Here is a 25454-nt window from a genome sequence, read left to right as displayed (position 1 = left end):
TCGACCCCGCGACCGCGAATCGCGCGCGACGGGGATGGAATTTGACACACGCATGAAGCCCGAACTGTCCTTGACCGCCCGCTCGACGTGGCGTGACCCCGTGCCGGAAAAGCCGGCGGGGCCGGGGCGCGCCTTTTGGGCGGCGATCATCGCGGTGGTTTCGGTCGCCTGTCTCGCCTTCGTGCTGACGAGCGGACCGTTTCGCGCTCCCCGATTCTTCGGTCCCTACAGCGTATCGGTGCCGTTGAGCTTCAAAGCCTATGATCCCGAACGCTGGGCGATCATGAATGCCGAGGATTACGCCGAAGCGCTGAAGATCGACCCGACTTTGCCTAACCCCGACAGCGTCGGTTATGGCGACGCTGCGGCGATGCCGCCGACCGACCCCGCCATGCTGCGCGACGAGGCTTTCGTGGGGCCGCCCGCGAAACCCTATGTTTTCCAAGGGGTCACCGCGCTCGACCGCGAGCGTGCGCATTACTGCCTGACCGCCGCCATATATTATGAAGCGGCGTCGGAAACCGACGACGGGATGCGCGGGGTCGCGCAGACGGTGATCAACCGCGTGCGCCACCCGAGTTTCCCGAACACCGTGTGCGGGGTCGTTTTCCAGGGCTCGCAGCGCGCGGGCGTGTGCCAGTTCACTTTCAGCTGCGACGGCGCGATGGCGCGCACGCCCGAACGGCGCAACTGGCTGCGCGCCAGCCGCATCGCCTCGGCGGCGCTCGGCGGCTATGTCTTCCCCAAGGTCGGGCTCGCGACCCATTATCATACGCAGGCGATCTGGCCGCGCTGGGGCAAGAGCCTGGTGATGACCAATATCGTCGGCGCGCATATCTTCCACCGCTGGCGCGGCCGCTGGGGCATGCCCGACGCATTTCGCGCGCTCTATCTGGGCCGCGAGCCCGTTCCCGGCCCCTATCTGCCGCTCGCGCAGCAGCTCGCGATCCTCAAGGGTCAGGGCCTTCCACCCGGAGCAGGCCCCGCGCCGATGCTCACGGGCACCGGCGCGCCGCTTCCCGACGTCGCGCCGGCGCCGTTACCCGGTACGCTCACGCCCGCCGCACCAACCACCACCCCATCGGCCGCCCCGCCCGTGGCAGCGCCGTCTTACACCGATCCGCGGCTCAACCAGTCGGGGCAGATCCGCGAGGAATTCAGCAAAAGCGGGGAGTGGAAAGGCTGAGCCTTTCGGCTTAGGCTGTCCCAATCATAACGGGAGGCCAGCATGGGACATGTCAAAGGCATCGGCGGATTGTTTTTCCGGGCGCGCGATCCCGAGGCGCTCAGCGCCTGGTACCGCGAACGGCTGGGTGTCGGCGGCGGATGCAGCGCCGACGACAGCGTGCCGCCTAACCAATGGGTCTGGAATGTCACGGCGGGACCGCTGGTTTTCGCGCCCTTCAAGGCCGACACCGATTATTTCCCTGCCGACAGACAGCATATGCTGAACCTGCGCGTCGACGATCTCGACGCCGCGCTGGCGCCGTTCCGCGAGGCGGGTGACGAGATCATCACCAAGGACGAATGGGACGATCCGGCGACCGGGCGATTTGCGCGCGTCCACGACCCCGAAGGCAATCCGATCGAGCTTTGGGAGCCGCCGACGAGTTGAATCCTCTATCCGCTGAGGCGGACGCGGCACCGGCCCGCTCCCCCACCCGGCCCCCCACAGAGTATCCTGTAATGGGAGGCCGGGTGGGGGAGCGGGCCGGTGCCGCGTCCGCCGTCAGGCGAAGATAATCAACGTCCCTGGCTGCGCCAGCGCTTGACGACGCGTTCGAGGATTTCGGCTTCGCCGCCGGTTTCGCGCCACAGCTTCGAGAAGAGCGGATCGCTTGACGCGGGCCGCTTTTCTTCCTCGAGCGTGTCGAGATAGACGCGGATCGGGATCGACACGCCTTCGCCGCAGACGATGCATTCGCGGTTGCGCAGCGCCGGGATCGAATCGATGAAGCCGCGCGCGCCTTCGGGCATCGCAGCCTTCACGAAATGCTGGTCGCGTTCGTTGTTGAGACGCATCGAGATGATCGTGCCGCACTGCGAAAGCACACCTTCGGCAAGATCCGACGGACGCTGGGTGATGAGGCCCAGCGACACGCCATATTTACGGCCTTCCTTCGCGATCCGCTCAAGGATCTTGCGAACCGCCTGTCCCTGCCCGGTGTCCTTCGACGGAATATAGCGATGCGCCTCTTCGCAGACGAGCAGGATCGGGCGCTGCGGCTCGCCGCGCGACCAGATCGCATAGTCGAAGATCAGGCGCGACAGCACCGCGACGACCACGCCGGTAATATCGGACGGAACGCCCGACACGTCGATGATCGAGATCGGCCGGCCGTCCGACGGCAGGCGGAAGATCTTGCCGAGAAAACCCGCCATCGTGTCGGCGACGAGCATGCCCGAGAACATGAAATTATAGCGCGGATCGGCGCGCATTTCCTCGATCTTGCCCTTGATGCGCATGAACGGCGCGGACGAGGTCGCCTTGTCGAGCTTGCCCATCTCGTTCTGCAGGATGTTGAGCAGGTCCGAAAGCAGATAGGGGATCGGCGAATCGACCGTGATCTTCGTCATGCCCTCGGCGAGCCGGTTCTTCGTTCGCGCCTGGAGCAGGCAGCGCGCGAGAACATCGCAGTCGGCCTGACGGTCGCGGCCTTCGGCGGTGACGAACACTTCGCAATGTTCTTCGAAATTCATCAGCCAATAGGGCATGGCGAGATTGTCGACGTCGAACAGCGCGCCGGTGCCCTTGAAAGCAGCCGAATATTCGCCGTGCGGGTCGACCATCACGATATGGCCCTGCGGCGCGAGTTCGCAAATCTTGTGCAGGATCAGCGCGGCGCTGGTCGATTTACCCGTACCGGTCGAGCCGAGCAGCGCGAAATGCTTGCCGAGCATCGCATCGACATAGAGCGATCCGCGAATATCCTTGGTCGGGTAGACGGTACCGATTTCGACATGCGCGCGCTCGTCGGCGGCGTATATCTGCTTGAGATCGGCGCTGGTCGCGGCAAAGACCTGGCTACCCGGGATCGGGTAGCGCGTCACACCGCGCCGGAAATTGTGGATGCGACCCGTAATCTTTTCTTCTTCGCCTTCGCCGAGGAAGTCGATCGTCGCAACGATCAGCCCTTCGCCGCGCTCGTGCAGTTGCTGGTCGCGGATGCTGGCGATCAGCCAGATATTGCCGACACGCACCTTGACCTGTGCCCCGACCTGCCCCGCCATTGCGACCGCGGCATCGCTGGACGACGACAATTTGCCGATCACCGTTGCATCGAGAAGGATGCGCGACGCCGACCCCGAAATATCGACGACTTCGCCGATCATCAGATCGTCGCGATGATGGTTTGCGACTGGCGCCACCGGCGCTGCCACACCGCCGCCCGCGAGCCTGACGTGCTGCGCCGCCGTCAAATCACCGGCGCTGAATCCGCCGCCCTGCATATCCATGTATCCGCCCCGCCTGTTATGATCCCGGGCCGGGTATCGCAGCAGAGGGTAAATAGGCCGTGAATGATGGCTAGCGGCGACGGAAAATAGCCGACGCGCCGTAACCGAGCACCAGCGACAGGAACACCGCGGAAAGGCCGTAGAGAAAGCCGTGCTGCTGCGCCGCGAGAGCGACGAAGCGTTCGAAACCAGCCTTGCGGATCTGGACGTCGCGCGATGCGACGGCGAGCACCCGCCCGCGGCTGATCAGATAGGTTTCGGCGCGATAGGTCCCCACCGGGACGCGGGCAGGCACAGGGATGCGCGCACGATAGAGTACGCCTTCGGTGATTTCGACCGCCGAGGGGTTTTCGACGAACAGACCCGAGCGGCGATAGAGGTCGGTCAGGCCCGCCTCGAAGCGTTCAAGCTTCTTTGCCTCCGAAAATCCGCTGGGCGACATCGACAGATTGGCGAGGCCGAGTTCGAAGATCGCCGCGGTGCGCTCGTCGACCAGCTTGTCGATCGGGCGCGACGATCCGATCGCGTAGAACCCCGGTGAGGTCCGCAGTCGAATGCTGCTGGCGTTGACCCAGATCCCCGCAACACGCCGCTTTTCGCGCAACACGATCGGCCGCACGGGTCCTTTCAGCACGACGACGATGTCGGCGCGGTCGTCGGGCAGCCGCTGACCCGGATAGAGAATCGCACCGAACAACAGCAATTCCTCACCGGTGAAGCTGTACTGGATATCGATCGCGCGGCTCGACACGTCGGGCACCAGCCGCGGATCGGCGGCATGCGCGTGCGCTGGCAGCAACAGAGCTGCGAGAGCGACGAGCAAGGCGCGCAGCGCGATCATTGCACCGTGTAGATTTCTTCGGGGCGGATGAAGAGGTCGACCCCCATGCGCAGCGCGACGAGCAGCACGATCGCCGCGAGCGCCATACGCAGATATTCGGGCTTCACCTTTTGCGCGAAACGCGCACCGATCTGTGCGCCGACGACGCTTCCGAGCAGCAGCAACCCCGCCAGCACGATGTCGACCGCGCCGGTCGTCATGGCGTGGACCATTGTCGTCGCGATCGTCACGAACAAGATCTGGTACAGCGACGTGCCAACGACGACCTGCGTGCCCATGCCGAGAAGATAGAGCATCGCGGGCACCATGATGAATCCGCCGCCGACGCCGAGCAGCATCGTCAGCACCCCCCCGATGATGCCGAGCAGAAGCGGCGCAAGCGGCGAGATATAAAGGCCCGAGCGATAGAAGCGCCAGCGGAGCGGCAGGTTCGCGACCATCGGATGATGGCGCCGCTTGCGCGCCGGCGCAGGCAGCCCGTCCTGCGCGGCGCGAAAGCTGCCCCAGGCTTCGCGCCCCATGAACGTACCCACGGTCCCGAGCAGCGCGACATACAGGATGTTGATCACCGTATCGATCTGGCCCCAGGAGGTGAGCAGTTCGAACAGCCCGGCACCGATCAGCGAGCCGATAAGGCCGCCCGCGACAAGCACGCCGCCCATCCTCAGATCGACCCCGCCGCGCTCGAGATGCGCCATCACCCCCGACACGCTTGCGCCGGTCACCTGCGTCGCCGCCGATGCCGCCGCGACCGTCGGCGGGATGCCGTAAAAGATCAGCAGCGGCGTTGTCAGGAACCCGCCGCCAACGCCGAACATGCCCGACAGGAAACCCACCCCGCCACCCAGCAGGATGATCACCAGCGCATTGACCGAAAGATTGGCGACTGGGAGGTAAAGATCCATGGGCCCCGAAAGCGTATCAGCGGCGTAAAACTGCGCCGAGTCCCGCGACCCTAGAGCATTTTATCGCGGCGGGGAATCGGCTGGGGCGGCTATTTTTACCTGCGATCAGAAGTCGCTCGCCAGCGTCAGCGCCAGACCGCTTTCCGGACGCGCATCGCCCGCGACGCGCTGGCGCCAGTCGAGCGCAATCCGGCTGCCTTCGCCGACCTCGGGCAGGCGCAGCGTCAGCCGCGGTCCGACATCGACCCGCGCCGCGCCCGGCTGCACGGCACCAGCCGCAAGTGCGCCGAGGCGAAGCGGAGATGTGTCATCGGGACCAAGGCGGCGATCGACGACGATGGCGCCGTCGGCAAAACCGTCGCGCCGCCGCGCCCCGACGATGCCCGCCTGCGCATAGGCGTCGAGCCGGAAACCGGCGGGAAGCGCAATCTCCGATACGCCGCCGCTCGCCATCATGGCCAACGCGGTGCGCCCCTCTTTTCCTGCGGCAATTCGCTGCTCGATCGCGACATCGACCGGCACATGCGCAAGCGGAGCCAGAGCAAGGCCAAATGCGATCTCGCGCTGCTGCGGCCGCTGGATAGCCATCGTCGCGCGGCCATAGGCGCGAACGCGCCCGCCATCGCCAAAGCCATAGCCCAGCCGAAGGCCCGCCTGACTTCCGCCAAGCTGGCTTGCCGCGCCGAGGGGGCCGGGGGCGGACCCGGACCCCTCGCGCAAATAGACCCAGCCGGCGAGCGCCCAGCCCCCGAGCTGCCGCTGGATCCAGAAAGGCTTGCCCTGCCCCGGATCGGAATGTTCGGCGCGCGCGAGGGGAAACCATAGCGCGCTGCGCACCGGGGCGGCGGAGCGGGTGGAATCGACCGGCAAAGATGGCAGCAGCCGTGCGATCAGCGAAAGGCGAAGAGCATGACGGTCGGCGCCTGTGCTACCGCCAACGGGCCCGCCTTCGGCCAGCGCCGGCATTGGTGTCCGCCGCGCGGGGACCGCCGCGACGACGGGTGACACGCTCACTCGCCGATATGTCGAGGCCTGCTGCCCATCGGGGCGCGCCACGAGCGGGCTCCCCAGTGTCGCGTCATTCGCCGCAAAAGGCGACGGCGGCGACCACGGCGCCTCGGCGTTGTCGAGCGCAAAGGAGGTGGCGGGGTTCCACAGCATCATGATCCGCAACACAATCCAGCCCCCGACGCACAGGAGCAGGAAGCGCAGCGCCGGCGCGTCGCGGCGCACATCGGGGGATCTCGCGCTCATCGCGCCGGCATCTTTGCAAAGCCGTCTTCGTGCGCGGCTTCGTAATCGGGATGTTCAGTCTTGTCCCAGACGACTTCGCCCGACCGTAACATCCGCCAGTAGAGGCCGACCGCGCGGCGCGCGGCGAGCATCGCGACCACATTCGCGAAAAAGGCACGCGGCAGCGAAACCATCGCCTCGCGCAGACCGTACCAACCGGCCGTAAAATGCCCGCGCATGCCGATCCGCCAGCATAGCATCACGGCATTGAACGCCAGCAACAGCCGCATGCCGTCACTCAGCTCGACCGCCTGCCACCCCATCAGAAACTGCCCTGCCCAGCCCGCGACCGTCAGAACCAGTCCCGCATAAGCGGCAAGCAGGACAAGCGCGGAAAGCGGGGCGCGGCGGTCGCGCCACAGCATCCAGCGCGCGATCCACGCGCGGCCGGGACCGGAGCCGGCATCGGTGGCGGGGCGCCCTGGTCCGAGCCAGCCAAGATGGTCCCATCCCGCAAGCGCGATCCCCGCGATCCAGCGCGATTTCTGCCGCACGGCCTTTTCGATTTCTCCCGGAAATGCGCCGCGCGAGACGATCCGGTCACCCGCGGGTCCGACCGCGTCGACAAAGCGCGTTGAAAGGCCATAGGCACCGATAAGCATGCCGATCTCATAATCTTCGGTCAGGCTGTCGCGGCGGAAAGGATCGCCGCCGCGTTCGAGCGCAAGCAACGCCAGTGCGGTACGGGTCAGCGCGCAGCCGACTCCCGCCGATGGTAGCGGCAGGCCGAGGCGCGAACGAACGACCAGTTCCTTCCCGTGCGCTTCGGCAAACTCATCGCCATAATGCCCGCCGATCCAGCGTTCGCTTCGCGTGATCAGGGGCACGACGGGAATCTGCACCATCGCATTTTCCCCGAGATAGCGGCGATAGAGCGCGAGCTCGCCCGGATGAACATGATCTTCGCAATCATGCAGGACGATGGCGGCGAAACGCATGCCGTCGGCACGTTCATCTTCGCCGAGCGCCGCCCACAAGCAATTGAGATTGTCGCCCTTGGTCGTTGGCCCTTCGCGGCCGCCGACGACAAGCCGAAGCCGACGGTCGCGGGCGATGATCGGCGATATCGCAAAAAGCGTCGCGGCATCGTTGGGATAGCAGCCGACGTAGATCCGGAAATCCTCGCCTTCCCATGCTGCGAGCGTGCGATGCAGCATCGCGGGCAGCGCCTTGGCTTCATCCCACGCGGGCACGAAGACTGCGAAGCGCCCCTCGATCGGCGGCGCGGCCGGGACGAGCGACGATCTGCGGCGGCGGGTAGCCATCCACAATGCATCGAACAGCAGGTCGTCGAGCCCGAACAACAGGATTCCGACCGACGCGAAAAGCATCAGTTCGTAGCCAGTGCCCAGCACCAGCCATTCCAGCCATGCGGTCGACAGCTCCAATGTGCTAGCCCCGCCCCCACCGATGGCCTAATGCCATCAATATCCATAGTGCTAGTGAAGAGAGCAGATTTGTAAAGGCGCGCCGCTGCCCGCCTCTAATCGTCAATTTTTCTGACAAAATAAGGAAATAGCTTACCGATGACCCGCAGTTTTCCGCCACGTTCAGCATTGCGTGAGTTCCTCGCGAGTGAAAGCGCGGGCGGAATGCTTCTTATTTTCGCAGCCATTTTGGCGATGATTATAGCCAATTCACCGCTGGCAACACTTTATCACGGTGCGATTCACATGGTGACCGGGCCGGTACTGACCGACAAGCTCGGGCCGATGACGGTCCATCTGTGGATCAACGACGGACTGATGGCGATCTTCTTCCTGCTCGTCGGGCTGGAGATAAAGCGCGAATTCGTCGACGGACGACTAGCCAGCTGGGATCGGCGGCGGTTGCCGTTCATCGCGGCAGCGGCCGGAATGGCCGTGCCGGCGGTCATTTATATCCTCTTTGCGGGAGGCACGCCGGGGCTCGCACAAGGCTGGGCGATCCCGGCCGCGACCGACATCGCATTTGCGATGGGCGTGCTCGCCCTGCTAGGCAAGCGCGCGCCGACCTCGCTCAAGCTGTTCCTCGTCACCGTCGCGATCGTCGACGACATGGGCGCGGTGGCGATCATCGCGCTTTTCTATACCGCGAAGATCAACCTGCTCGCGCTCGGCGCGGCGGCGGTCATCCTCGGCCTCATGTTCGCGATGGGGCGCCTGCGCGTAAAAAGCCTGCCGCTCTACCTGCTGATGTTCGCTTTCCTCTGGTACGCGATGTTGCTTTCGGGTGTCCACGCCACGATCGCGGGAGTGCTGGCGGCCATGGCGATCCCGTTCGAGCACACCCCGGGCGCCCCCGACAGCGCGCATTCGCCGCTTCACAAGCTCGAACACGCTTTGCACCCGTGGGTCGCCTTTGCGATCGTGCCGCTTTTCGGTTTTGCCAACGCGGGGGTCGATGTCCGCGGGCTGGGTGTCGATCAGCTATTCGCGCCGCTGCCGCTCGGGATCGCGGCGGGGCTGTTCCTTGGAAAACAGATCGGCATCTTCGGCAGCGTCTGGCTGGCGGTGAAATTGGGGATCGCGGGCCGGCTACGCGGCGCGACCTGGCTTCAGGTCTATGGCGTCGCGATGCTGTGCGGCATCGGCTTTACGATGAGCCTGTTCATCGGCGGGCTCGCCTTTCCGGGCGATGCGTTGCTGGTCGAGGAAGCGAAGATCGGCATATTGATGGGGTCGCTGTTCGCGGCACTCGCGGGTTACGCCGTCTTGCGCTTCGCACCGCTCCATCCCGATCATGACGCGACCGAAAGCCGGTCGGACGCCGAAATCGCCGCCGACGGCGATGTGCGTGACACGAGCGAAAGCAGCGGTATAGCCGCGTAATGCGTAAATTCATCGCCCTGTCGCTGGTCGCCCTCCTGTCGGGTTGTGCCGCGAACGAGACCCGCCCCTCCGCGACCAAGCCCGATCTAGCATCGCTCGACGTCCGCCGCACACCGGCTTCGACCAAGGCGCTCGACGAGATCGCATCCGCCTATCTGCGGCTCAGCCTCGAAATCGGAACGCACGAGCCCGGCTATATCGACGCCTATTATGGCCCGCCGGAGCTTCAGAAGGCGGCCGAGGCGGCCCCGCGCGACAAGCCGACGTTGCTCGCCGCGACGCGCGACCTGATGGCTGAGGTTGACGTTGCGGCACGGCGGCTGTCCGATCCGCTCGCCAAGCGCCGTGCCCATTTTCTACGCGCGCAGCTTCGCGCCGCCGAAACGCGATTGCAGATGATGCAGGGCACGCGCTTTACCTTCGCCGAGGAGGCCGAACGGTTGTTCGGGGTGCGGCCGCGGTTGAAGCCCCTCGCCAGCTACGACGCCGAGCTCGCGAAGATCGAAGCCCTCGTCCCTGGCGAAGGCGCGCTCGCCGACCGCGTCGAAGCCTATCTCGATGCCTTCACCATCCCGAAGGAACGGCTGCAAAAGACCTTCGACGCCGCGATCGCGCGTTGCCGCGGACGCAGCATGGCGCATATCCCGATGCCCGAAGGCGAAAGCTTTCGCCTCGAATTCGTCACCGGCAAGAGCTGGAGCGGCTACAATTATTATCAGGGCGGCTACCACAGCCTGATCCAGGTCAACACCGACCTGCCGATCCGCCTGTCGCGCGCGCTCGACCTCGGCTGCCACGAGGGGTATCCGGGGCATCACCTGCTCAACATGAAGCTTGAAGAGAAATTGGTGAAGGAGCGCGGCTGGGCCGAGTTCAGCGTTTACCCCCTCTACAGCCCGCAAAGCCTGATCGCCGAGGGCAGCGCCAATTACGGCATCGACCTCGCCTTCCCCGAAAGCAGCAAGGCCGACACCGAGCGCGACGTCCTGATGCCGATTGCCGAAATCGCGGTGCCGTCCGATGATCGTTACTGGCAGCTTTTGGCCGCGATCAAACGCGCGTCGGGCGCGCGGCTGACGATCGCGCAGCAATATCTCGATGGCGTGATCGACCGACCGACGGCTGTGGCGCTAACCCAGAAATATCTGCTCGTCTCCCCTAAGCGCGCCGAGCAGTCGGTGAGCTTCACCGATCAGTATCGCAGCTATGTGATCAACTACGGTCTCGGCGAGACGATGGTGCGCGCCTATGTCGAACGCGGCAGACCCAGCCGCGACGAGATGTGGCGGCGCATGGCAAAGATCGTCAGCGAACCGACCTTGCCTTCGGATCTGCTCGCACGCTGAGCCGCTAGATATCGAGGATAATCTTGCCGAAATGCGCGTTCGACACTTGATGGCGAAATGCGTCGGCAAGATTTTCGAGCGGAAAGTGCCGGTCGAGGACCGGACGAATGCCGTTCGCCTCGACCCCCGCGATCATCGCGAGTTGCTGTGCGCGGCTGCCGACGGTCAGCCCCTGCACGCGCAAATTCTTGCTCATCAGCAGCGCGGTCTTCACCGGCCCGACAATCCCCGCCAGCACCCCGATCAGTGCAACATGCCCGCCAACACGCGCCGCGAGCATCGACTGGTCGAGAGTGCCCGCCCCGCCGATCTCGACCACCGTATCGACCCCGCGCCCGCCCGTCAGTTCGAGCGCCCGGGCGCCCCACGTCGGCACCTCCTTGTAATTGATCAGCTCGTCGGCGCCGAGCGCCTTCAATCGTTCGAGCTTCGCGTCGGACGAACTTGTCGCGATCACGCGCGCGCCCGCTGCCTTGGCAAATTGCAGCGCGAAGACCGATACCCCGCCGCTGCCCTGAATCAGCACGGTCGAGCCCGGCTGGGTGACGCCGTCGACGAACAGCGCGCGCCATGCGGTCAGCCCGGCGCAGGTGAGCGTCGCCGCCTCGGCCGCCGACCAGCCCTCGGGAGCACGCGTGAACCAATGCCCGGGCGTCACCACCACTTCGCGCGCATAGCCGTCGATGCCATCGCCGGGAACTTGCGTGAAGGCGCTCGCCGGCGGCGCGCCGTCGGCCCAATAGGGAAAGAAGAGCGACACGACGCTGTCACCGACTTTATGGTCGGTCACGCCCTCACCCACCGCCTCGACCGTCCCTGCGCCATCGGACATCGGGATACGGTTTTCGGCGGTCGGGATCATCCCGGCGACGACCGCAAAATCATGGAAATTGAGCGACGATGCGGCCAGCCGCACCCGAATCTCGCCCGGCCCCGGATCACCGGGGTCGGGAAGATCGGCCAGCGTCAGATTATCGAGGGAAGCGGGGGCGCGAAGCTGGACCGCCCGCATCACTCGGCCGCCATCGCCATTTCGACGCGCTGCGGGCCGCGGATCACGCCGCCGGGGGTCGGGCCCTGCATTGCGCCATCCTTGAACGTGACGACGCCGGACTTGATCGTCGCGACATAGCCGTCGGCCTTTTGCAGCAGGCGCTTGCCCCCTGCAGGCAGGTCGAAGGCGAGCCAGGGTTTGCCGAGCTTGATCGCGTCCATGTCGATGACGTTGAGATCGGCGAGATAGCCCGGCGCAAGCACGCCGCGATCTTCGAGCCCATAGAGCATTGCGGTATCGCGGCACTGGCGCTTCACGGCCTGTTCGAGCGCGATGCGATGGCCTTTGCGATCGCGCACCCAATGCTGGAGCATGAAGGTCGGCGAAGCGGCGTCGCAGATCGTCCCGCAATGCGCGCCGCCGTCGGACAGGCTGTTCACCGTGTCGTCCGACGCCTGCAGATCCTCGAGGAAATTGAGGTTGCCGTCGCGATAGTTGAGGATGGGGAAATAGATGAAGCCCTTGCCGTCATCCTTCATCAGCAGATCATAGGCATATTCGGAGGCACTGACACCCGCCCCCGCAGCGCGATGGGCGATGCTCTCATCCATCCGCGGTTCGTAGTTGAAATCGGGGTCCATTTCGAATTGGACCGGCCAGCCTTCGGCGACGACCTTCAGGAAGTCGAGAATGTCACTTTCGGGCCAGATATTGGGCTCGTCGATCATCCGCTTCCTGAACCCTGGATCTTTCAGATGCGCGAGTTGCTGGTCCCACGGCAGGTCGATGATCTCGTTCCATGCCGGCTTGAAGCGGAACGGATGCACCGTCCCCTGCCACGCCATGATCACCCCGTTGCCGCGCAGCGCGATCTGCGCGACGATGTTCGCGCCGGTCGCGTTCTGTTTGCGCATTTCCGAAATCTGCTCTTCGAGCGGCAATTCCTTGGCGATCGACTGGAGCGCGGCGAAAGTCACCGGCAGGCCCGTTTCGCGGCTGAGATCCCCCATCCACTGAAACTCGTTCCACTCGCGTTTCATGTCGCTCGCCATTTCGAACACGCCGTAACCGACGCGGCCCATTGCGCGACCGATCGCGACCAGTTCTTCAGCCGTAGCCGTGGTGCCGGGGACGAGTTCGCCGTCGATCGATTTATGCAGCACCGTGCGGCTGGTCGAGAAGCCGAGCGCCCCTGCCCGCACGCCTTCCTCGACGATGCGCGACATTTCGGCGATGTCCGCGTCGGTCGGGATCGCGCCGGGCTTTTCGCGGTCGCCAAGCACATAGGCGCGGACGGCGCCGTGCGGCACATGGCACGCGACGTCGACGGTGCGCGGCAGCTTTTCGAGCGCATCCATATATTCGGGGAAGGTTTCCCAGTCCCACGACATGCCTTCGGCGAGCGCGGTGCCGGGGATATCCTCGACGCCTTCCATCAGCGAAATCAGCCATTCGTGGCGGTCGGGCTTGGCGGGGGCGAAGCCGACGCCGCAATTGCCCATGACAACAGTGGTGACGCCGTGCCAGCTCGACGGCGCCATTTCGGCATCCCACGTCGCCTGTCCGTCATAATGGGTGTGGACATCGACAAAGCCGGGGGTGACGATCTTGCCGCTGGCGTCGATCTCCTCACGCCCCGCGCCGAGCTTTTCGCCGACCGCGACAATGCGGTCGCCGTCGATCGCGACATCCGCGACAAAGGGCACTCCGCCCGAACCATCGACGACGGTGCCGCCACGAATCACCAGATCATGCATGTCCGCTCTCCCAAGCTTTTTGGCCATATTTTTTAGTTTCACCAAGAAACCTATCATCAAAATCGGGATATGCAAATAAGTGCGCGGACGGCGCAGGGAAGCGCTATGGTGGCGCAACAAAATCATTGGGAGTCGATGCCATGATCCGCCCGCTTACCCTTGCTATCCTGCTCGCCGTTTCAGCAACTCCGCTCGCCGCCAAAGACGCCGGCCCAAACTATAAGAGCGCCCTCGCCGATCCGGCGCGTCCCGCGGCCGACCGCGAACGCGACACCGCGCGCAAGCCCGCCGAACTGCTCGCGTTCGCCCAGATCGCACCGGGCGAGAAGGTCGGCGACTATGTGATGGGCGGCGGTTATGTTACCCGCCTGCTCGCAGCCGCGGTCGGCCCGACCGGCAAGGTCTATGCCTTCCAGCCTTCCGAATTCATCGCCTTCAAGAAACAATATGGCGACGATCAGGCGGCGGTCGATGCCGCCTATGACAATGTCGATGCCGTCGCCGGACCGTTTGCGGCGCCCGCATTTGCCACACCGCTCGACACGATCATCACGGTGCAGAATTTCCACGACCTCTATCTGAAGCCCTTCCCCGCCGGGACGGGCGACAAGGCGAGCGCCGCACTGTTCGCGGCGCTGAAGCCCGGCGGGACGCTGGTCGTCGTCGACCATAGCGCCGCCGAGGGCAGCGGAACGACGCTGTCGGACAGCCTGCACCGCATCGACAAGGCGGCGGTGGTCGCGGTACTGACCAAGGCGGGTTTCAAGCTGGAGGCCGAAAGCGACCTCTATAAACGCACCGACGATCCGCGTACCGCGAACGTCTTCGACAAGGAAATTCGTGGCAAAACCGACCAGTTTGCGCTGCGTTTCCGCAAACCGGGATAACAGAATGACCAGCGACGACGAAGATTATGTCTATGACGAGGCAAGCGGCGAATGGCTGTCCGCCGGCGAAGCTCGCGAGCGGGCGGCGGCGGCATCCGCCGGTCCCGAGGTGCGCGACGCCGTCGGCAACTTGCTGAGCGATGGCGACTCGGTCGTGCTGGTCAAGGATCTGACCGTCAAAGGCGCGGGGCAGACGCTGAAGGTCGGCACGGTGATAAAGTCGATCCGCCTGACCGGCGACGATCAGGAAATCGACTGCCGCCACGATGGCATCAAGGGCCTCGTCCTGCGCGCCGAATTTGTCCGCAAGCGCTAGAGGGTCTCAACGTTGCAATATCTCTATCTCGGCATCGCAATCGTCGCCGAAGTGATCGCTACCTCATTCCTCAAGCAAGCCGACGGTTTCCGGAACCTCGGCCCGTCGCTGATCATGGCGGCGGGCTATATCGTCGCCTTCTATTTCCTGTCGTTGGCGCTGCGCGATATCCCGACGGGCATCGCCTATGCGATCTGGTCAGGGGTCGGCATCGTCCTGATCACCACCGTCGCCTGGATATTTCAGGGCCAGCGCCTCGACGCCCCCGCGATGATCGGCATGGCGCTGATCGTCGCGGGAGTGGCGGTTATGAACATCTGGTCGAAGACGGCCGCCCACTGACGGACGGCCGCTCCGGCGTTCAGGAAAACAGGCCCTTGCGCGGCCCCAGATAGCCGAACAGATAGGCCGCGACCTTGCGCATCTGGATTTCTTCGGCCCCCTCGGTGATGCGATAGCGGCGGTGGTGGCGATAGATATGCTCGAACGGCTTGTGCCGCGAGTAGCCGATGCCGCCATGCACCTGCATCGCGCGGTCGGCGGCTTCGCAGACGAGCCGGTTCGCCCAATAGTTGCACATGCTCACCTTGTCGGAGAGGGTGCGCTCGACCTCCTTGTGCGGGGTGTTGTCCATGTCCCAAGCGGTCTTGCGGATCAGCAGGCGCAGCATCTCTGCCTGTGTCGCGAGCTCGACGAGCGGGAACTGGATCGCCTGATTCTTCGCCAGCGCCTCACCGAAGGGCTTGCGCTCGCGCGCATATTTCACGCTCTCCTCGATGCAGAAGACCGCGGCGCCGAGCGATGACGCCGCCTGCCGGATGCGGTTCTGGTGGACGAAGCTCTGCGCGATCGACAGCCCGCCGCCCTCGGGACCGAGCCGCGCGTCGTCGGGCACCCACACATCGGTGAAGGTCATGCGCGGGTGGTCGGTCGGCATGTTGAAGGTCCACATATATTCGTCGACCGTCATGCCTTCGGTCCCGGTGGGAACGAGCAGGCAGGTGATGCCCTTCGCATCGCCATCCTCGCCGCTGGTGCGGCAGAAGGTCGCGCAATGCGTCGCGACATGCATGCCGGTGATCCACATCTTGCGGCCGTTGATCAGCCATCCGTCGACGCCATCGCGGGTCTCGCGAACGGCACGCGTTTCCATATGTGTCGCGTCGGATCCATGGTCGGGTTCGGTCAGCCCGAATGCGGTGCGGCGCTTGCCCTCGAACCCGCCGAGGATGAATTCCTGCTTCTGCTCGTCGCTCGTGCCGAACTGCTCGAACATCTCGACGAAGGGGAAGTTGCCGACGATGCTATGCTCGTTCTGCAAATCGTTGTGGAGGCCGAGCCCTTTCGCGGCGAAATGTTCGCGGATCACCGCCATCCACAGGTTCGACCCGTCCTTGCCGCCATATTTCTTGGGGGCCGAAAAGCGCCAGTGGCCCGCGGCATCGGCCTTGCGCGTCGCCTTTTTCAGCAGCTCTTCCCAATCGTGGCGCGGCAGACCCTGATTGTCCCAGTCGGTGCGGCTGTGTTCGCGGCGATGATCGAAGAAGCGGATATTGTCGTCGGCCAGCTCGAGCGGCTTGATCTCGGCGTCGATAAACGCGTCAAGCTCGTCCAGATACGCCTGCAGGTCGGCGGGCATTGCAAAATCCATGTCTCTCTCCCTTATCCTATTATCCCCGCCATTCGGCGCGCGCCGCGGCCAGCGCGGCATATTTCGGGCTGTCGATCGCGCATTTGTCGAGCATATCGCGACGCAACCTTGCGAGCAGACCGGGTTCGGCAAGCGTCGAGGCTCCCGACAGCATGGCTTCCGCCAGAATCTTGTCCTCCGCCCGCACGCCGGCATCGAGATCGCGCATCACGATGCCGAGCGCGTTCATGGCGACCACCGCTTCGAATTTCGCATGGCCTTGCGTCTGCGGCTTGATCGATTCCTCGATCCAGTCGCGCACCGCCTGCACGATTTCGCGGTTCGTCGGCTCGCCGTCCGGCGTCGGAGTGGCTGCGGGCGATGGCGGCAGCGCCCTGTCCCGTTCGTTCCCCGGCGCTTCTTCTTCGAGCAGCAGTATCAGATCGAGTTCCTGCTCCGCTGTACGCCGGCCGATGACGACGCGCTCGACCGTCGGGTCGGCGCCACTGCGCCACGCCTGTCCCATCTGCAAACAGCCGAGCGCCCACCACAGGGTCCGGTAGACGAGCCAGAAGCGGAAGCGGGCACGGTCGACCTTACCCCCGCCAGCCGCTTCATAAGCGGTGAAATAATCGTCGAGGCTGCCGACCCCGAACGCCGGCGTGTCGAGCCGCCCGAACCGCCACACGGTCATGCAGCCAAAGGCCAGATCCTCATGCGCGTCGCCGCGGTGTGCAAGTTCCCAGTCGAGTACGGCCGCGAGGCCGTCTGCATCGACCATGACATTGCCCATCCGATAATCGCCATGAACGAGCACGGGGTTCGCGGGTTCGGGCAGATGATCCTCGCACCAGCGGATCGCGAGGGCGATCACGGGCCGATCGCCGCCATAGGACAGGAAGCGCGCCTTCAGTTCCGCGAGCGCCTCCGCCGTGTCCATCAGCGGGATCGCCGCCGGGATCGTAGCGGAAGGAATCGCGTGGATGCGCGCCAGTTCGCGGCCGAGGTCGGCGAGCAGCGACGGCGGCGGGTCGGCGAGAATTTTCGCCGGGTTCACCTCGGCGATCACGCGCCGCATCACATAGCCGGTGCCCATGCCGTCGCCGGCTTCGAGCACGCCGACGACTTCGGGCGCCTTCACCCCAGCATCATGCGCCGCGATGACCAGCGCCGCCTCGTCGGCGTGGCCATAGGGTCGCCCCGCCATATAGTCCGCCGACGGCGCGCGGCGCAGAACATAGCTGCTTCCGGCCCAGTCGAACGCCCAGCTTTCCATATTCGCGCCGCCCGACAGGCGAGCGAGCGCGGAAAGTTCGCCGGGATGGGCGACGCGGGCCATAAAGGCGGACAGCAGTTCGGCGAGGTCGTTCATTACTTCCCCTTGCTAAGTATTTTCGGGTGCTGCAACCCCGTAATCCCGCTAGGGCGAGGCCGCCGCAAGAAAGCGCAATTTTCGCCGCAATGCACGGCGAACCCGAAATGGCCGGCATCAGCCCGCGTGTTCGCGGCCCCGCTCGATCACCGCCAGCCGGCGCGACTCGACCTCTTCGGCGCGAACCCCGCGGTTTGCCGCGGTCGAGCGTTCCTGTTCGAGTGCGAGTCCTTCCGCAAAGGCCAGCGCATAACCGTCATCGATAAGGCGCTTATATCCGCGGACCATGGCCGGGTCGGCGGTTGCGATGTCCCGGGCGAGCGCCTGCGCAGCCGGCAGCAGTGCTTCGGGCGCTACGACGCGGTTCACCAAGCCCCAGTCCCGTGCTGCCTCGGCCCCCAGAAAATTGCCGGTCAGCGACAATTCCTTCGCGCGGCCAATGCCGATCAGGCGCGACAGTTTCTGCGACAGGCCCCATCCCGGCATCACGCCGACGCGGGCATGCGTGTCGGCGAAGCGCGCGTTGGTCGAGGCGATCAAAATGTCGCACGCCAGCGCGACTTCGAACCCGCCAGTGATCGCCACCCCGTTGATCGCACCGATCACCGGCTGCGGACAGAGTTCGATCGCCTTTACCGGATTTTCGTCCGCATCGGTCGCATTGGCGGCGCCAAGGTTGCTTGTGTCGGCGCCCAATTCCTTGAGATCAAGCCCGGCAGTAAAGGCTCGCTCGCCAGCACCGGTCAGGACGATTGCGCGAATGCTTTCATCGGCCGCCAATTCCCGCATTGCCCCGGCCAGCTCGCCACGCAGCGCCCGCGATAATGCATTCATCGCCTCGGGACGGTTAAGCGTAACGGTGGCAACGGCGTCGTCGCGTGCGACAAGAACCAGAGACATCAGGCAATTTCTCCCCAGGATCGATAATCGTCGACATGGGTATTGGACCGGCGAAAGCTTGTGAAGCTCATGCTTGCCGACAGGTCGAGCGCCTCGACCTGATGCCACCAGCCGACGGGAAGGAAAATCGCTTCGCCCGGACCGATGATCGCCTCCAGCACCGGCGGCGTCGCGGCATCGCCCTCGCCTGCCGGCAGCGCCTCATTGCCCCAGCCGGAAAAACAGTGCCGGCTGTTCTTCATGCGATCGAACGCCCACGGCGGCGCCATGCGCACGCGCTTGCGCCCCATGACCTGCACGAGCAGATTGTTGGTGAGGTCGTGATGCCAGGGGGTCAGCGTCCCCTTGGGGCCCAGCCAGAAAAAGCCGTCGCGGTCGCGGGGTTCGAGCAACGCGATCGGCGCCATATCGTCCCACAAGGGTGCCAGCGCTGCCGCGTTGGTGCCGCTGTTATAGGCGGTAAGATAGATGTCGTTGCTGGCTTCGTCCTTGCGAAGCCAGTCGATCAGTTCGGCGAAGCGGACAAGGCGTCGGTGGTCGTCCTTCGCCAGCTCATAATCGGGGCTGCGGTCGCGTTCGACCTGCGCTTCGACGACGGCACCGCCCGCAACCGCCGCAAAATGGTCGAGCGACCAACGGGTTAGCGCCGACCAGTGCCCGATCAGGCCGGTGAGCTTCGCGGGGCGGTTCGCTTCATAATGATGGCGATAGAAAGTGTCGGGATCGGGCGCGTCGAGCGTATCGAGCGCGAAGCCGCCTTCGGCCTCGCGCGCCAGCCGATCCTGATTGGCGAGCAGCCAGCGCTGTTTCGCCATGCGCGCCGCCTGCCGGCGCAGCATCGCCGCCATCGGATCCTTGGCGAGCCGGTCGATTTCATATTTGGCGGCAGCAGGCGACACGCCCCCGGCGACAAGCCGCGCGTGCAGGGCGACATCTTCCTCGCCAGCGGCGAGACCTTCGGCAAGCAGGGTGCGTTTGTCGGGTTGGGACATGCAAAAACTCCTCGGCCCGCTCAAGGACATCGGCATGACAAAAAGATGACAGCCTAATCCCCTGCCGGCCCCTTATAATCGGGCCCATAGACCGCTGCACGGAAATCGCGATGCAGCGTGCCGTCATAGGGCATCTTCTGGACGAAGAAGACCGCGGTAAGCCTGTTCGCCGGGTCGACCCAGAAGAGCGTCGAGGCTGCGCCGTCCCAGAAAAATTCGCCGACTGCGCCGCGATTTTCGGCCGGGATTTGGGGAGGCGATTTGCGGACCGCGAAATCGAAACCGAAACCGACCGCCCCCTTGCCGGGGAGCCATGCGCGTTTGGTGATCGCCGGATCAAGCTGGTCGGTCGCCATCAGCTTTACGGTCGAGGATTTAAGGATGCGCACGCCGTCGAGTTCACCCCGGTTCAGGAGCATGCGCGCGAAACGCTGGTAATCGTCGAGCGTCGACGCGAGGCCGAAGCCGCCGGGGGTTAGCGCATGATCTTCGAAATTGAGCTTGCGGGCGGCGGCAGCGTCCTGCTGAACGAGCTTGCCCTCCTTCATCACATTCATCGCGGCAAAGCGGGGCAACCGCGCGTCGGGCTGGCGCCAGGCGGTTTCGGTCATCTTCAGCGGCAAGAAGATATGCTCACGCACATAGTCGGCGAACGGCTGTCCCGAGAGTTTTTCGACAAGTGCGGCCTGAACGTCGACCGCGATGCTATATTCCCACTGCGTGCCCGGCTGATAAAGCAACGGCACGGCGGCGAGGCGCTTGCTCGCTTCCGACAGCGGGATCGTCAGCGCGAGCGGGTCGGCCGCGACATAGGCATCATGCGCGGGGGTCGGTCCGGCGCCATAGACGAAGCCCGCGGTGTGGCGCAGGATGTCGCGAACGGTTATCGGACGTTCGGCGGGCACGTAGAGCGGTTGGCCCGCCGCATCCTTGCCCGCATAAACGCGCATATCGGCATATTCAGGGAGATATTCGGAAAGCGGATCGTCGAGACGGAACTTGCCCTGTTCCCAAAGCTGCATCAGCGCGACGCCGGTCACCGGCTTAGTCATCGAATAGATTTGCGCGATCGTGTCGCGGCGCATCGGGCGCTTCGCTTCGCGGTCGGCCATGCCGGCGCTACCGAAATAGACCTCGCGCCCATCCTGCCAGATCAGCGCCGATGTCCCCACGGCGCGCTCATCGGCGATCATCGCCTTCAGCGCCGCATCGATTCGCGCCTTGTCGATTTTCAATGTTTCGGCGGGGGCGGCTTGCGCGTGCAACGGAGAGAAGGGCGCCACCGATGCCGCACATGCCAGCATCATCGCCAGTGCCAGTCGCTTGCCGCGCATATCGCCTCCCCTGTCCCGACCCGTCACCGCGAATCCATACACATCACATGAGATCGGGCGCGGCAGGTCAATCCGAATAGGTCTGCGAAAACTATTCGGTCGCGGTTGCTTCTGCCGCTGTCAGGCTGCCGTTCTGGATCAACCATTGTGGATAGTCCACCTGCACCGATGCCATGATCCGGTCGATCGCGGCGGAAACCTGTTCGCCCTCGGCATCGCGGTCGCGCTGGACGATCACGCGGCGCGCCTGTCCATCGATCAATACGCGATCGCGCGGCAGCAATTCTCCGACGGTCAGGCCCGCAAGAATCGCACGGCTTTCCTCTTCGCGCTGTTCGAGCGTCGTAATGCGGCGATTGAGCTGTTCCTCCACCTGCACAGCGGCATTGGTCTGTTGCCGGAGTTGGACGATATTGACGCGCACCTCGCGATCGAGTTCGGTGCCGATTTTCGCCGCGAGCTCTTTGTCGAGTTGCCCGGCATAGCGATCGACGAGCACGACGCCGTCGACGGCAACTGCATCGCTTTCCATGCGGACGTTAAGACTGTCGACCCGGTCGCTTTCGCCTAGGAGCGCCCGCAGTTCAGTCTGCACGACCGACCGGGCGCGCACTTCGCCGGCAAGACTGTTGAGGGTCAGCGCGAGCGGAATCGACAATATGCCAAGCGTCGCGACGATCCCTGCGACCTGCAGCGCGGTATGCTGCGGGGTCAGCGATGGGCCGAAATGGTTGAGCCGAGCGACGATCGTCGCGGCAAAGGCAATCGCCAGCGTATTGGTAAGGAACAGCAGCGCCGCTCCCATGGCAAAGTCGAACCGGCCGGTGACGAGCCCAAAGCCGACCGTCGACAGCGGCGGCACCAGCGCGGTCGCGATGGCTACGCCGACCATCACGCCCGAGAGTTTGCGCATGATCGCGTAAACACCCGCGATCCCGCCGACGACCGCGACGCCGAGGTCGAGCAGCGTGGGCTGCGTCCGCGCGCGCAATTCGGGCGTCACGTCGCGGATCGGCGACAGCCAGATGATCAGCATCGCGACGAGCACGGCAACCGCCATCCCGGCGGCCAGCGTCACCAATGAACGGCGGATCAGATTGCTTTCGAGCGTCGCGAGGCCGAAGCCGACGCCCATGATCGGACCCATCAGCGGCGACACGAGCATTGCACCGATCACGACGGCGGTCGAGCTTTGCAGCAGCCCGAGCGTCGCGATCATCGCCGCGAGGATGATGAGCAGGAGGAATTTCTTGTCGAGCCGCGCGTCGCGCGCGACGCTCGCCAGAATCAACGAGCGGTCGAGGGCGTCGTCGCCCTCGACCGCGTCGTCGTGATGATCGTCGTTCCGGGCTGCCCGCCGGCCGCCCGCATTGAACGGGGCATCGCCGAGACCGGGCACTCCGGGGTGATCGCCGGTCACGGCGGATCAGATCTTCGCCGTCAGGTCCGGAACAGCGCTGAAAAGATCGGCGACGAGGCCGAAGTCGGCGACCTGGAAGATCGGGGCGTCTTCGTCCTTGTTGATCGCGACGATCGTCTTCGAATCCTTCATGCCGGCGAGATGCTGGATCGCGCCCGAGATGCCGATTGCGAAATAGACCTGCGGCGCGACGATCTTGCCGGTCTGGCCGACCTGATAATCGTTGGGGACATAGCCCGCATCGACCGCAGCGCGCGAAGCACCGAGCGCGGCGCCGAGCTTGTCGGCGAGCGGGACGATGACTTCTTCGTACTTCTCGCTCGAACCCAGCGCACGGCCGCCCGACACGATGATCTTGGCCGATGTGAGTTCGGGGCGATCCTGCTTGGCGATTTCGGCACCGACGAAGCTCGAGATGCCGGCGTCGCTGCCGCCGCCGACGGCTTCGATCGTCCCCGAACCGCCCGAGGTCGCGGCCTTGTCGAACGCGGTACCGCGCACGGTCAGGACCAGCTTGGCGTCCGACGATTCGACGGTCGCGATCGCGTTGCCGGCATAGATCGGGCGGGTGAAGGTCTTCGGACCCTCGACCGACAGGATTTCCGAAATCTGCATCACGTCGAGCAAGGCAGCGACGCGCGGCGCGATATTCTTGCCGGTGGTCGTCGCAGGCGCGAGGAACGCATCGTGACTGCCCATCAGGTCGGCGATCAGCGGCGCGATATTTTCGGGAAGGTTGTTCGCAAAGGCGGCGTTGTCGGCGACATGCACCTTGCCGACGCCGGCGATGCCAGCGGCTTCCTTGGCGACGGCATCGACGCCAGCACCTGCGACGAGCAGATGGACTTCGCCGAGCTTCGATGCGGCGGTGACCACAGCAAGCGTGGCGTCCTTGACGGCCTTGCCGTCATGTTCGACCCAAACCAGAGTTTTCATGAGTGCACTCCCAGCGCTTTCAGCTTGGCAACCAGTTCATCGACATCGGCGACCTTGATGCCGGCCGAGCGGGCGGCGGGTTCGCTGACCTTGACCACCGTCACGCGCGGAGCGGTATCGACGCCGTAATCGGCGGGGGCCTTGGTATCGAGCGGCTTCGATTTCGCCTTCATAATGTTCGGCAGCGAAGCATAGCGCGGCTCGTTCAGGCGAAGGTCGGTGGTGACGATCGCGGGAAGCTTCAGCTTCACCGTTTCGAGGCCGCCGTCCACTTCGCGCGTCACATTGACGCTGTCGCCATCGACAGCGACCGCGCTGGCGAAGGTGCCCTGCGCCCAGCCGGTCAGCGCTGCGAGCATCTGGCCGGTCTGGTTGTTGTCATCGTCGATCGCCTGCTTGCCGAGGATGACAAGGCCGGGCTGTTCGGCGTCGGCGATGGCTTTCAGAATCTTGGCGATCGCGAGCGGCTCGACGGCGTCGTCGGTCTGCACGAGGATCGCGCGGTCGGCGCCCATGGCAAGCGCGGTGCGCAGCGTTTCCTGTGCCTTTGCCGGGCCGACGGAGACCGCGACGATCTCGGTCGCGACGCCCTTTTCCTTGAGGCGGATCGCCTCTTCGACGCCGATCTCGTCGAACGGATTCATCGACATTTTGACATTGGCCAGATCAACGCCCGTGCCGTCGGCTTTGACCCGCGGCTTCACGTTGTAATCGAGTACCCGCTTCACGGGGACGAGGATTTTCATAGCTTCAAAAGCTCCTCTCGAAAAATTGTGCACTGCGCCATAATTGGCGTTTACGTAAACGTCAACTAGCAGTCCCCGAAACCCCTTCTCCCTTGAGGGGAGAAGGATAGGGAGCCTTATCGCCGCAGGCGATTAGGCAGACTTGGATGAGGGTGGCCGGCGCCTTGCGCCGCGCGAGCTTGCGGCTCGCAACCCCTCACCCAGCTTCGACTAGGCGGCAAGCCGCCAAGTCTCCGCATCCCTCTCCCACAAGGGGAGAGGGGGGAATCTTATCACGCGACCGCGCGAACTTCCGCGACGATCTTCTTTGCCGCGTCGCCGAGATCGTTGGCCGCAACGATCGGCAGACCCGAGTTGGCGAGGATATCCTTGCCCTCCTGGACGTTCGTGCCTTCGAGGCGGACGACGAGCGGAACCGAGAGGTTCACTTCCTTCGCGGCGGCGACGATGCCGTCGGCGATGATGTCGCACTTCATGATGCCGCCGAAGATGTTGACGAGGATGCCCTTCACGGCGGGGTCCTTGAGGATGATCTTGAACGCCGCAGTGACCTTTTCCTTCGAAGCGCCGCCGCCGACGTCGAGGAAGTTGGCGGGGAATTCGCCGTTCAGCTTGATGATGTCCATCGTCGACATCGCGAGGCCGGCGCCATTGACCATGCAGCCGATGTTGCCGTCGAGCTTGATGTAGGCGAGGTCATATTCCGACGCCTCGACCTCGGCCGGGTCTTCTTCGGTCAGGTCGCGCAGCTCGGCGAGATCCTTGTGACGGAACATGGCATTGCCGTCGAACGCCACCTTGGCATCGAGCACGAGCAGCTCGTCGCCGTTCGCGCCTTCGCAGACGGCAAGCGGGTTGATTTCGATCTGTTCGGCATCGGTGCCGAGGAACGCGGCGTAAAGACCGCCGAGGACCTTCGCGGCCTGCTTCGCAAGATCGCCTTCCAGCCCGAGCGCTGCGGCGACGCTGCGGCCGTGGTGCGGCTGGATGCCCGTTGCGGGGTCGATGGTGATGGTGTGGATCTTTTCCGGCGTGTCGTGCGCGACGGTTTCGATGTCCATGCCGCCCTCGGTCGAGGCGACGACCGCGATGCGGCTGGTGGCGCGGTCGACGAGCAGCGCGAGGTAGAATTCCTGCTTAATGTCGGCGCCGTCGGTGATGTAGAGGCGGTTGACCTGCTTGCCAGCTTCGCCGGTCTGGATCGTCACCAGCGTGTTACCGAGCATGTCCTTGGCATGCGCTTCGACTTCCTCGATGCTCTTGGCAAGGCGAACGCCGCCCTTCGCATCGGGGCCCAGTTCCTTGAACTTGCCCTTGCCGCGGCCACCCGCGTGGATCTGCGACTTCACGACATAGAGCGGCCCGGGGAGCTGCTTCGCCGCGGCGACTGCTTCCTCGACGCTCATCGCGGCGATGCCCTTGGGGACAGCGACGCCAAATTTCGCGAGCAGTTCTTTTGCCTGATATTCGTGGATGTTCATGAGGTCTGCCGGGCCTTTCGACTCTGGAGCGGGGAGAA

Annotated in this window: 23 protein-coding genes; 7 read left to right on the top strand and 16 right to left on the bottom strand. The window is 64.6% G+C overall.

The genetic code is table 11. The annotated features are described in order from the left end of the window. Nucleotides 1-52 precede the first annotated feature (52 nt). Both BLW56_RS11615 and BLW56_RS11610 read left to right on the top strand, forming a co-directional pair. The gene (locus BLW56_RS11615) at nucleotides 53-1186 is read left to right on the top strand and encodes a cell wall hydrolase (protein WP_093510939.1); all 1134 of its coding nucleotides are present in this window, start codon (nucleotides 53-55) and stop codon (nucleotides 1184-1186) included. A gap of 42 nt (nucleotides 1187-1228) precedes the next feature. Continuing rightward, nucleotides 1229-1615 (top strand): VOC family protein, encoded by a 387-nt coding sequence (locus BLW56_RS11610; protein WP_093510626.1) that lies wholly within the window; start codon nucleotides 1229-1231, stop codon nucleotides 1613-1615. Nucleotides 1616-1743: 128 nt separating this feature from the next. Here BLW56_RS11610 and BLW56_RS11605 read toward each other — a convergent pair whose 3' ends face one another. The 5 genes from BLW56_RS11605 to BLW56_RS11585 all read right to left on the bottom strand — a co-directional run bounded on the left by BLW56_RS11605 (nucleotide 1744) and on the right by BLW56_RS11585 (nucleotide 7883). Further along, nucleotides 1744-3456 carry an ATP-binding protein gene (locus tag BLW56_RS11605; RefSeq protein ID WP_177175922.1) on the bottom strand — a complete coding sequence of 571 codons (1713 nt, stop codon included), beginning with the start codon at nucleotides 3454-3456 and terminating at the stop codon, nucleotides 1744-1746. Between the two features lie 70 nt (nucleotides 3457-3526). Further along, the gene (locus BLW56_RS11600; protein ID WP_093510625.1) at nucleotides 3527-4297 is read right to left on the bottom strand and encodes a TIGR02186 family protein; all 771 of its coding nucleotides are present in this window, start codon (nucleotides 4295-4297) and stop codon (nucleotides 3527-3529) included. After that, nucleotides 4294-5202, bottom strand: coding sequence for a sulfite exporter TauE/SafE family protein (locus BLW56_RS11595; RefSeq protein ID WP_093510624.1), 909 nt, complete (start codon nucleotides 5200-5202; stop codon nucleotides 4294-4296). Before BLW56_RS11595 ends, BLW56_RS11600 begins: the two co-directional genes overlap by 4 nt. Before the next feature lie 105 nt (nucleotides 5203-5307). After that, complete coding sequence (locus BLW56_RS11590) at nucleotides 5308-6456, bottom strand: hypothetical protein (RefSeq protein ID WP_093510623.1); 1149 nt, start codon at nucleotides 6454-6456, stop codon at nucleotides 5308-5310. Further along, nucleotides 6453-7883 carry a glycosyl transferase family protein gene (locus BLW56_RS11585; protein WP_093510622.1) on the bottom strand — a complete coding sequence of 477 codons (1431 nt, stop codon included), beginning with the start codon at nucleotides 7881-7883 and terminating at the stop codon, nucleotides 6453-6455. Before BLW56_RS11585 ends, BLW56_RS11590 begins: the two co-directional genes overlap by 4 nt. A 138-nt stretch (nucleotides 7884-8021) precedes the next feature. On the opposite strand from BLW56_RS11585, the gene nhaA reads away from it, so the two are divergent. Next, nucleotides 8022-9305 (top strand): Na+/H+ antiporter NhaA, encoded by a 1284-nt coding sequence (nhaA, locus tag BLW56_RS11580; RefSeq protein WP_093510621.1) that lies wholly within the window; start codon nucleotides 8022-8024, stop codon nucleotides 9303-9305. Further along, nucleotides 9305-10651 carry a hypothetical protein gene (locus BLW56_RS11575; protein ID WP_093510620.1) on the top strand — a complete coding sequence of 449 codons (1347 nt, stop codon included), beginning with the start codon at nucleotides 9305-9307 and terminating at the stop codon, nucleotides 10649-10651. Before nhaA ends, BLW56_RS11575 begins: the two co-directional genes overlap by 1 nt. A 4-nt stretch (nucleotides 10652-10655) precedes the next feature. On the opposite strand, the gene BLW56_RS11570 is transcribed toward BLW56_RS11575, so the two are convergent. Further along, nucleotides 10656-11663, bottom strand: a complete 1008-nt coding sequence (locus BLW56_RS11570; protein WP_093510619.1) for a zinc-dependent alcohol dehydrogenase family protein — start codon at nucleotides 11661-11663, stop codon at nucleotides 10656-10658. Next, complete coding sequence (locus BLW56_RS11565; protein WP_093510618.1) at nucleotides 11663-13402, bottom strand: N-acyl-D-amino-acid deacylase family protein; 1740 nt, start codon at nucleotides 13400-13402, stop codon at nucleotides 11663-11665. The genes BLW56_RS11570 and BLW56_RS11565 overlap by 1 nt, the downstream gene beginning before the upstream one ends. Nucleotides 13403-13542: 140 nt before the next feature. On the opposite strand from BLW56_RS11565, the gene BLW56_RS11560 reads away from it, so the two are divergent. Genes BLW56_RS11560 through BLW56_RS11550 form a run of 3 tightly spaced genes read left to right on the top strand, consistent with a single transcriptional unit; the run spans nucleotide 13543 to nucleotide 14947 of the window. Beyond that, nucleotides 13543-14289 carry a class I SAM-dependent methyltransferase gene (locus BLW56_RS11560; protein WP_093510617.1) on the top strand — a complete coding sequence of 249 codons (747 nt, stop codon included), beginning with the start codon at nucleotides 13543-13545 and terminating at the stop codon, nucleotides 14287-14289. 4 nt (nucleotides 14290-14293) lie between these two features. Next, complete coding sequence (locus BLW56_RS11555; protein WP_093510616.1) at nucleotides 14294-14605, top strand: alkylphosphonate utilization protein; 312 nt, start codon at nucleotides 14294-14296, stop codon at nucleotides 14603-14605. Nucleotides 14606-14617: 12 nt separating this feature from the next. Then, entirely contained in the window at nucleotides 14618-14947 is a 330-nt protein-coding gene (locus BLW56_RS11550) for a DMT family transporter (RefSeq protein ID WP_093510615.1), read from the top strand. Between the two features lie 19 nt (nucleotides 14948-14966). Here BLW56_RS11550 and BLW56_RS11545 read toward each other — a convergent pair whose 3' ends face one another. The 9 genes from BLW56_RS11545 to sucC all read right to left on the bottom strand — a co-directional run bounded on the left by BLW56_RS11545 (nucleotide 14967) and on the right by sucC (nucleotide 25416). Further along, nucleotides 14967-16256, bottom strand: a complete 1290-nt coding sequence (locus BLW56_RS11545; protein ID WP_093510614.1) for an acyl-CoA dehydrogenase family protein — start codon at nucleotides 16254-16256, stop codon at nucleotides 14967-14969. Nucleotides 16257-16275: 19 nt separating this feature from the next. Continuing rightward, nucleotides 16276-17607 (bottom strand): phosphotransferase family protein, encoded by a 1332-nt coding sequence (locus BLW56_RS11540; protein ID WP_093510613.1) that lies wholly within the window; start codon nucleotides 17605-17607, stop codon nucleotides 16276-16278. A 117-nt stretch (nucleotides 17608-17724) separates the two neighbouring features. Next, nucleotides 17725-18507, bottom strand: coding sequence for an enoyl-CoA hydratase (locus tag BLW56_RS11535; protein WP_093510612.1), 783 nt, complete (start codon nucleotides 18505-18507; stop codon nucleotides 17725-17727). Further along, on the bottom strand, nucleotides 18507-19499 hold the full coding sequence (locus BLW56_RS11530; protein WP_177175921.1) for a cupin-like domain-containing protein: 993 nt from the start codon (nucleotides 19497-19499) through the stop codon (nucleotides 18507-18509). Before BLW56_RS11530 ends, BLW56_RS11535 begins: the two co-directional genes overlap by 1 nt. Before the next feature lie 53 nt (nucleotides 19500-19552). Further along, nucleotides 19553-20833 carry a serine hydrolase domain-containing protein gene (locus tag BLW56_RS11525; RefSeq protein WP_093510610.1) on the bottom strand — a complete coding sequence of 427 codons (1281 nt, stop codon included), beginning with the start codon at nucleotides 20831-20833 and terminating at the stop codon, nucleotides 19553-19555. Between the two features lie 91 nt (nucleotides 20834-20924). Further along, a complete protein-coding gene (locus tag BLW56_RS11520; RefSeq protein WP_093510609.1) occupies nucleotides 20925-22253 on the bottom strand; it encodes a DUF389 domain-containing protein in 1329 nt (442 codons plus the stop codon). Between the two features lie 6 nt (nucleotides 22254-22259). Continuing rightward, entirely contained in the window at nucleotides 22260-23189 is a 930-nt protein-coding gene (locus BLW56_RS11515; RefSeq protein ID WP_093510608.1) for an electron transfer flavoprotein subunit alpha/FixB family protein, read from the bottom strand. Beyond that, entirely contained in the window at nucleotides 23186-23935 is a 750-nt protein-coding gene (locus BLW56_RS11510; RefSeq protein WP_093510607.1) for an electron transfer flavoprotein subunit beta/FixA family protein, read from the bottom strand. Before BLW56_RS11510 ends, BLW56_RS11515 begins: the two co-directional genes overlap by 4 nt. 272 nt (nucleotides 23936-24207) lie before the next feature. Beyond that, on the bottom strand, nucleotides 24208-25416 hold the full coding sequence (sucC, locus tag BLW56_RS11505; protein ID WP_093510606.1) for an ADP-forming succinate--CoA ligase subunit beta: 1209 nt from the start codon (nucleotides 25414-25416) through the stop codon (nucleotides 24208-24210). Nucleotides 25417-25454: the final 38 nt, after the last annotated feature.

Origin of the sequence: Sphingopyxis sp. YR583 (genome assembly GCF_900108295.1) — a bacterium.
In the GTDB taxonomy this organism is placed as follows: Bacteria; Pseudomonadota; Alphaproteobacteria; order Sphingomonadales; family Sphingomonadaceae; genus Sphingopyxis.
The sequence above is the reverse complement of the archived record's forward strand: the minus strand, read 5'-3'. Positions and strand labels throughout refer to the sequence as shown.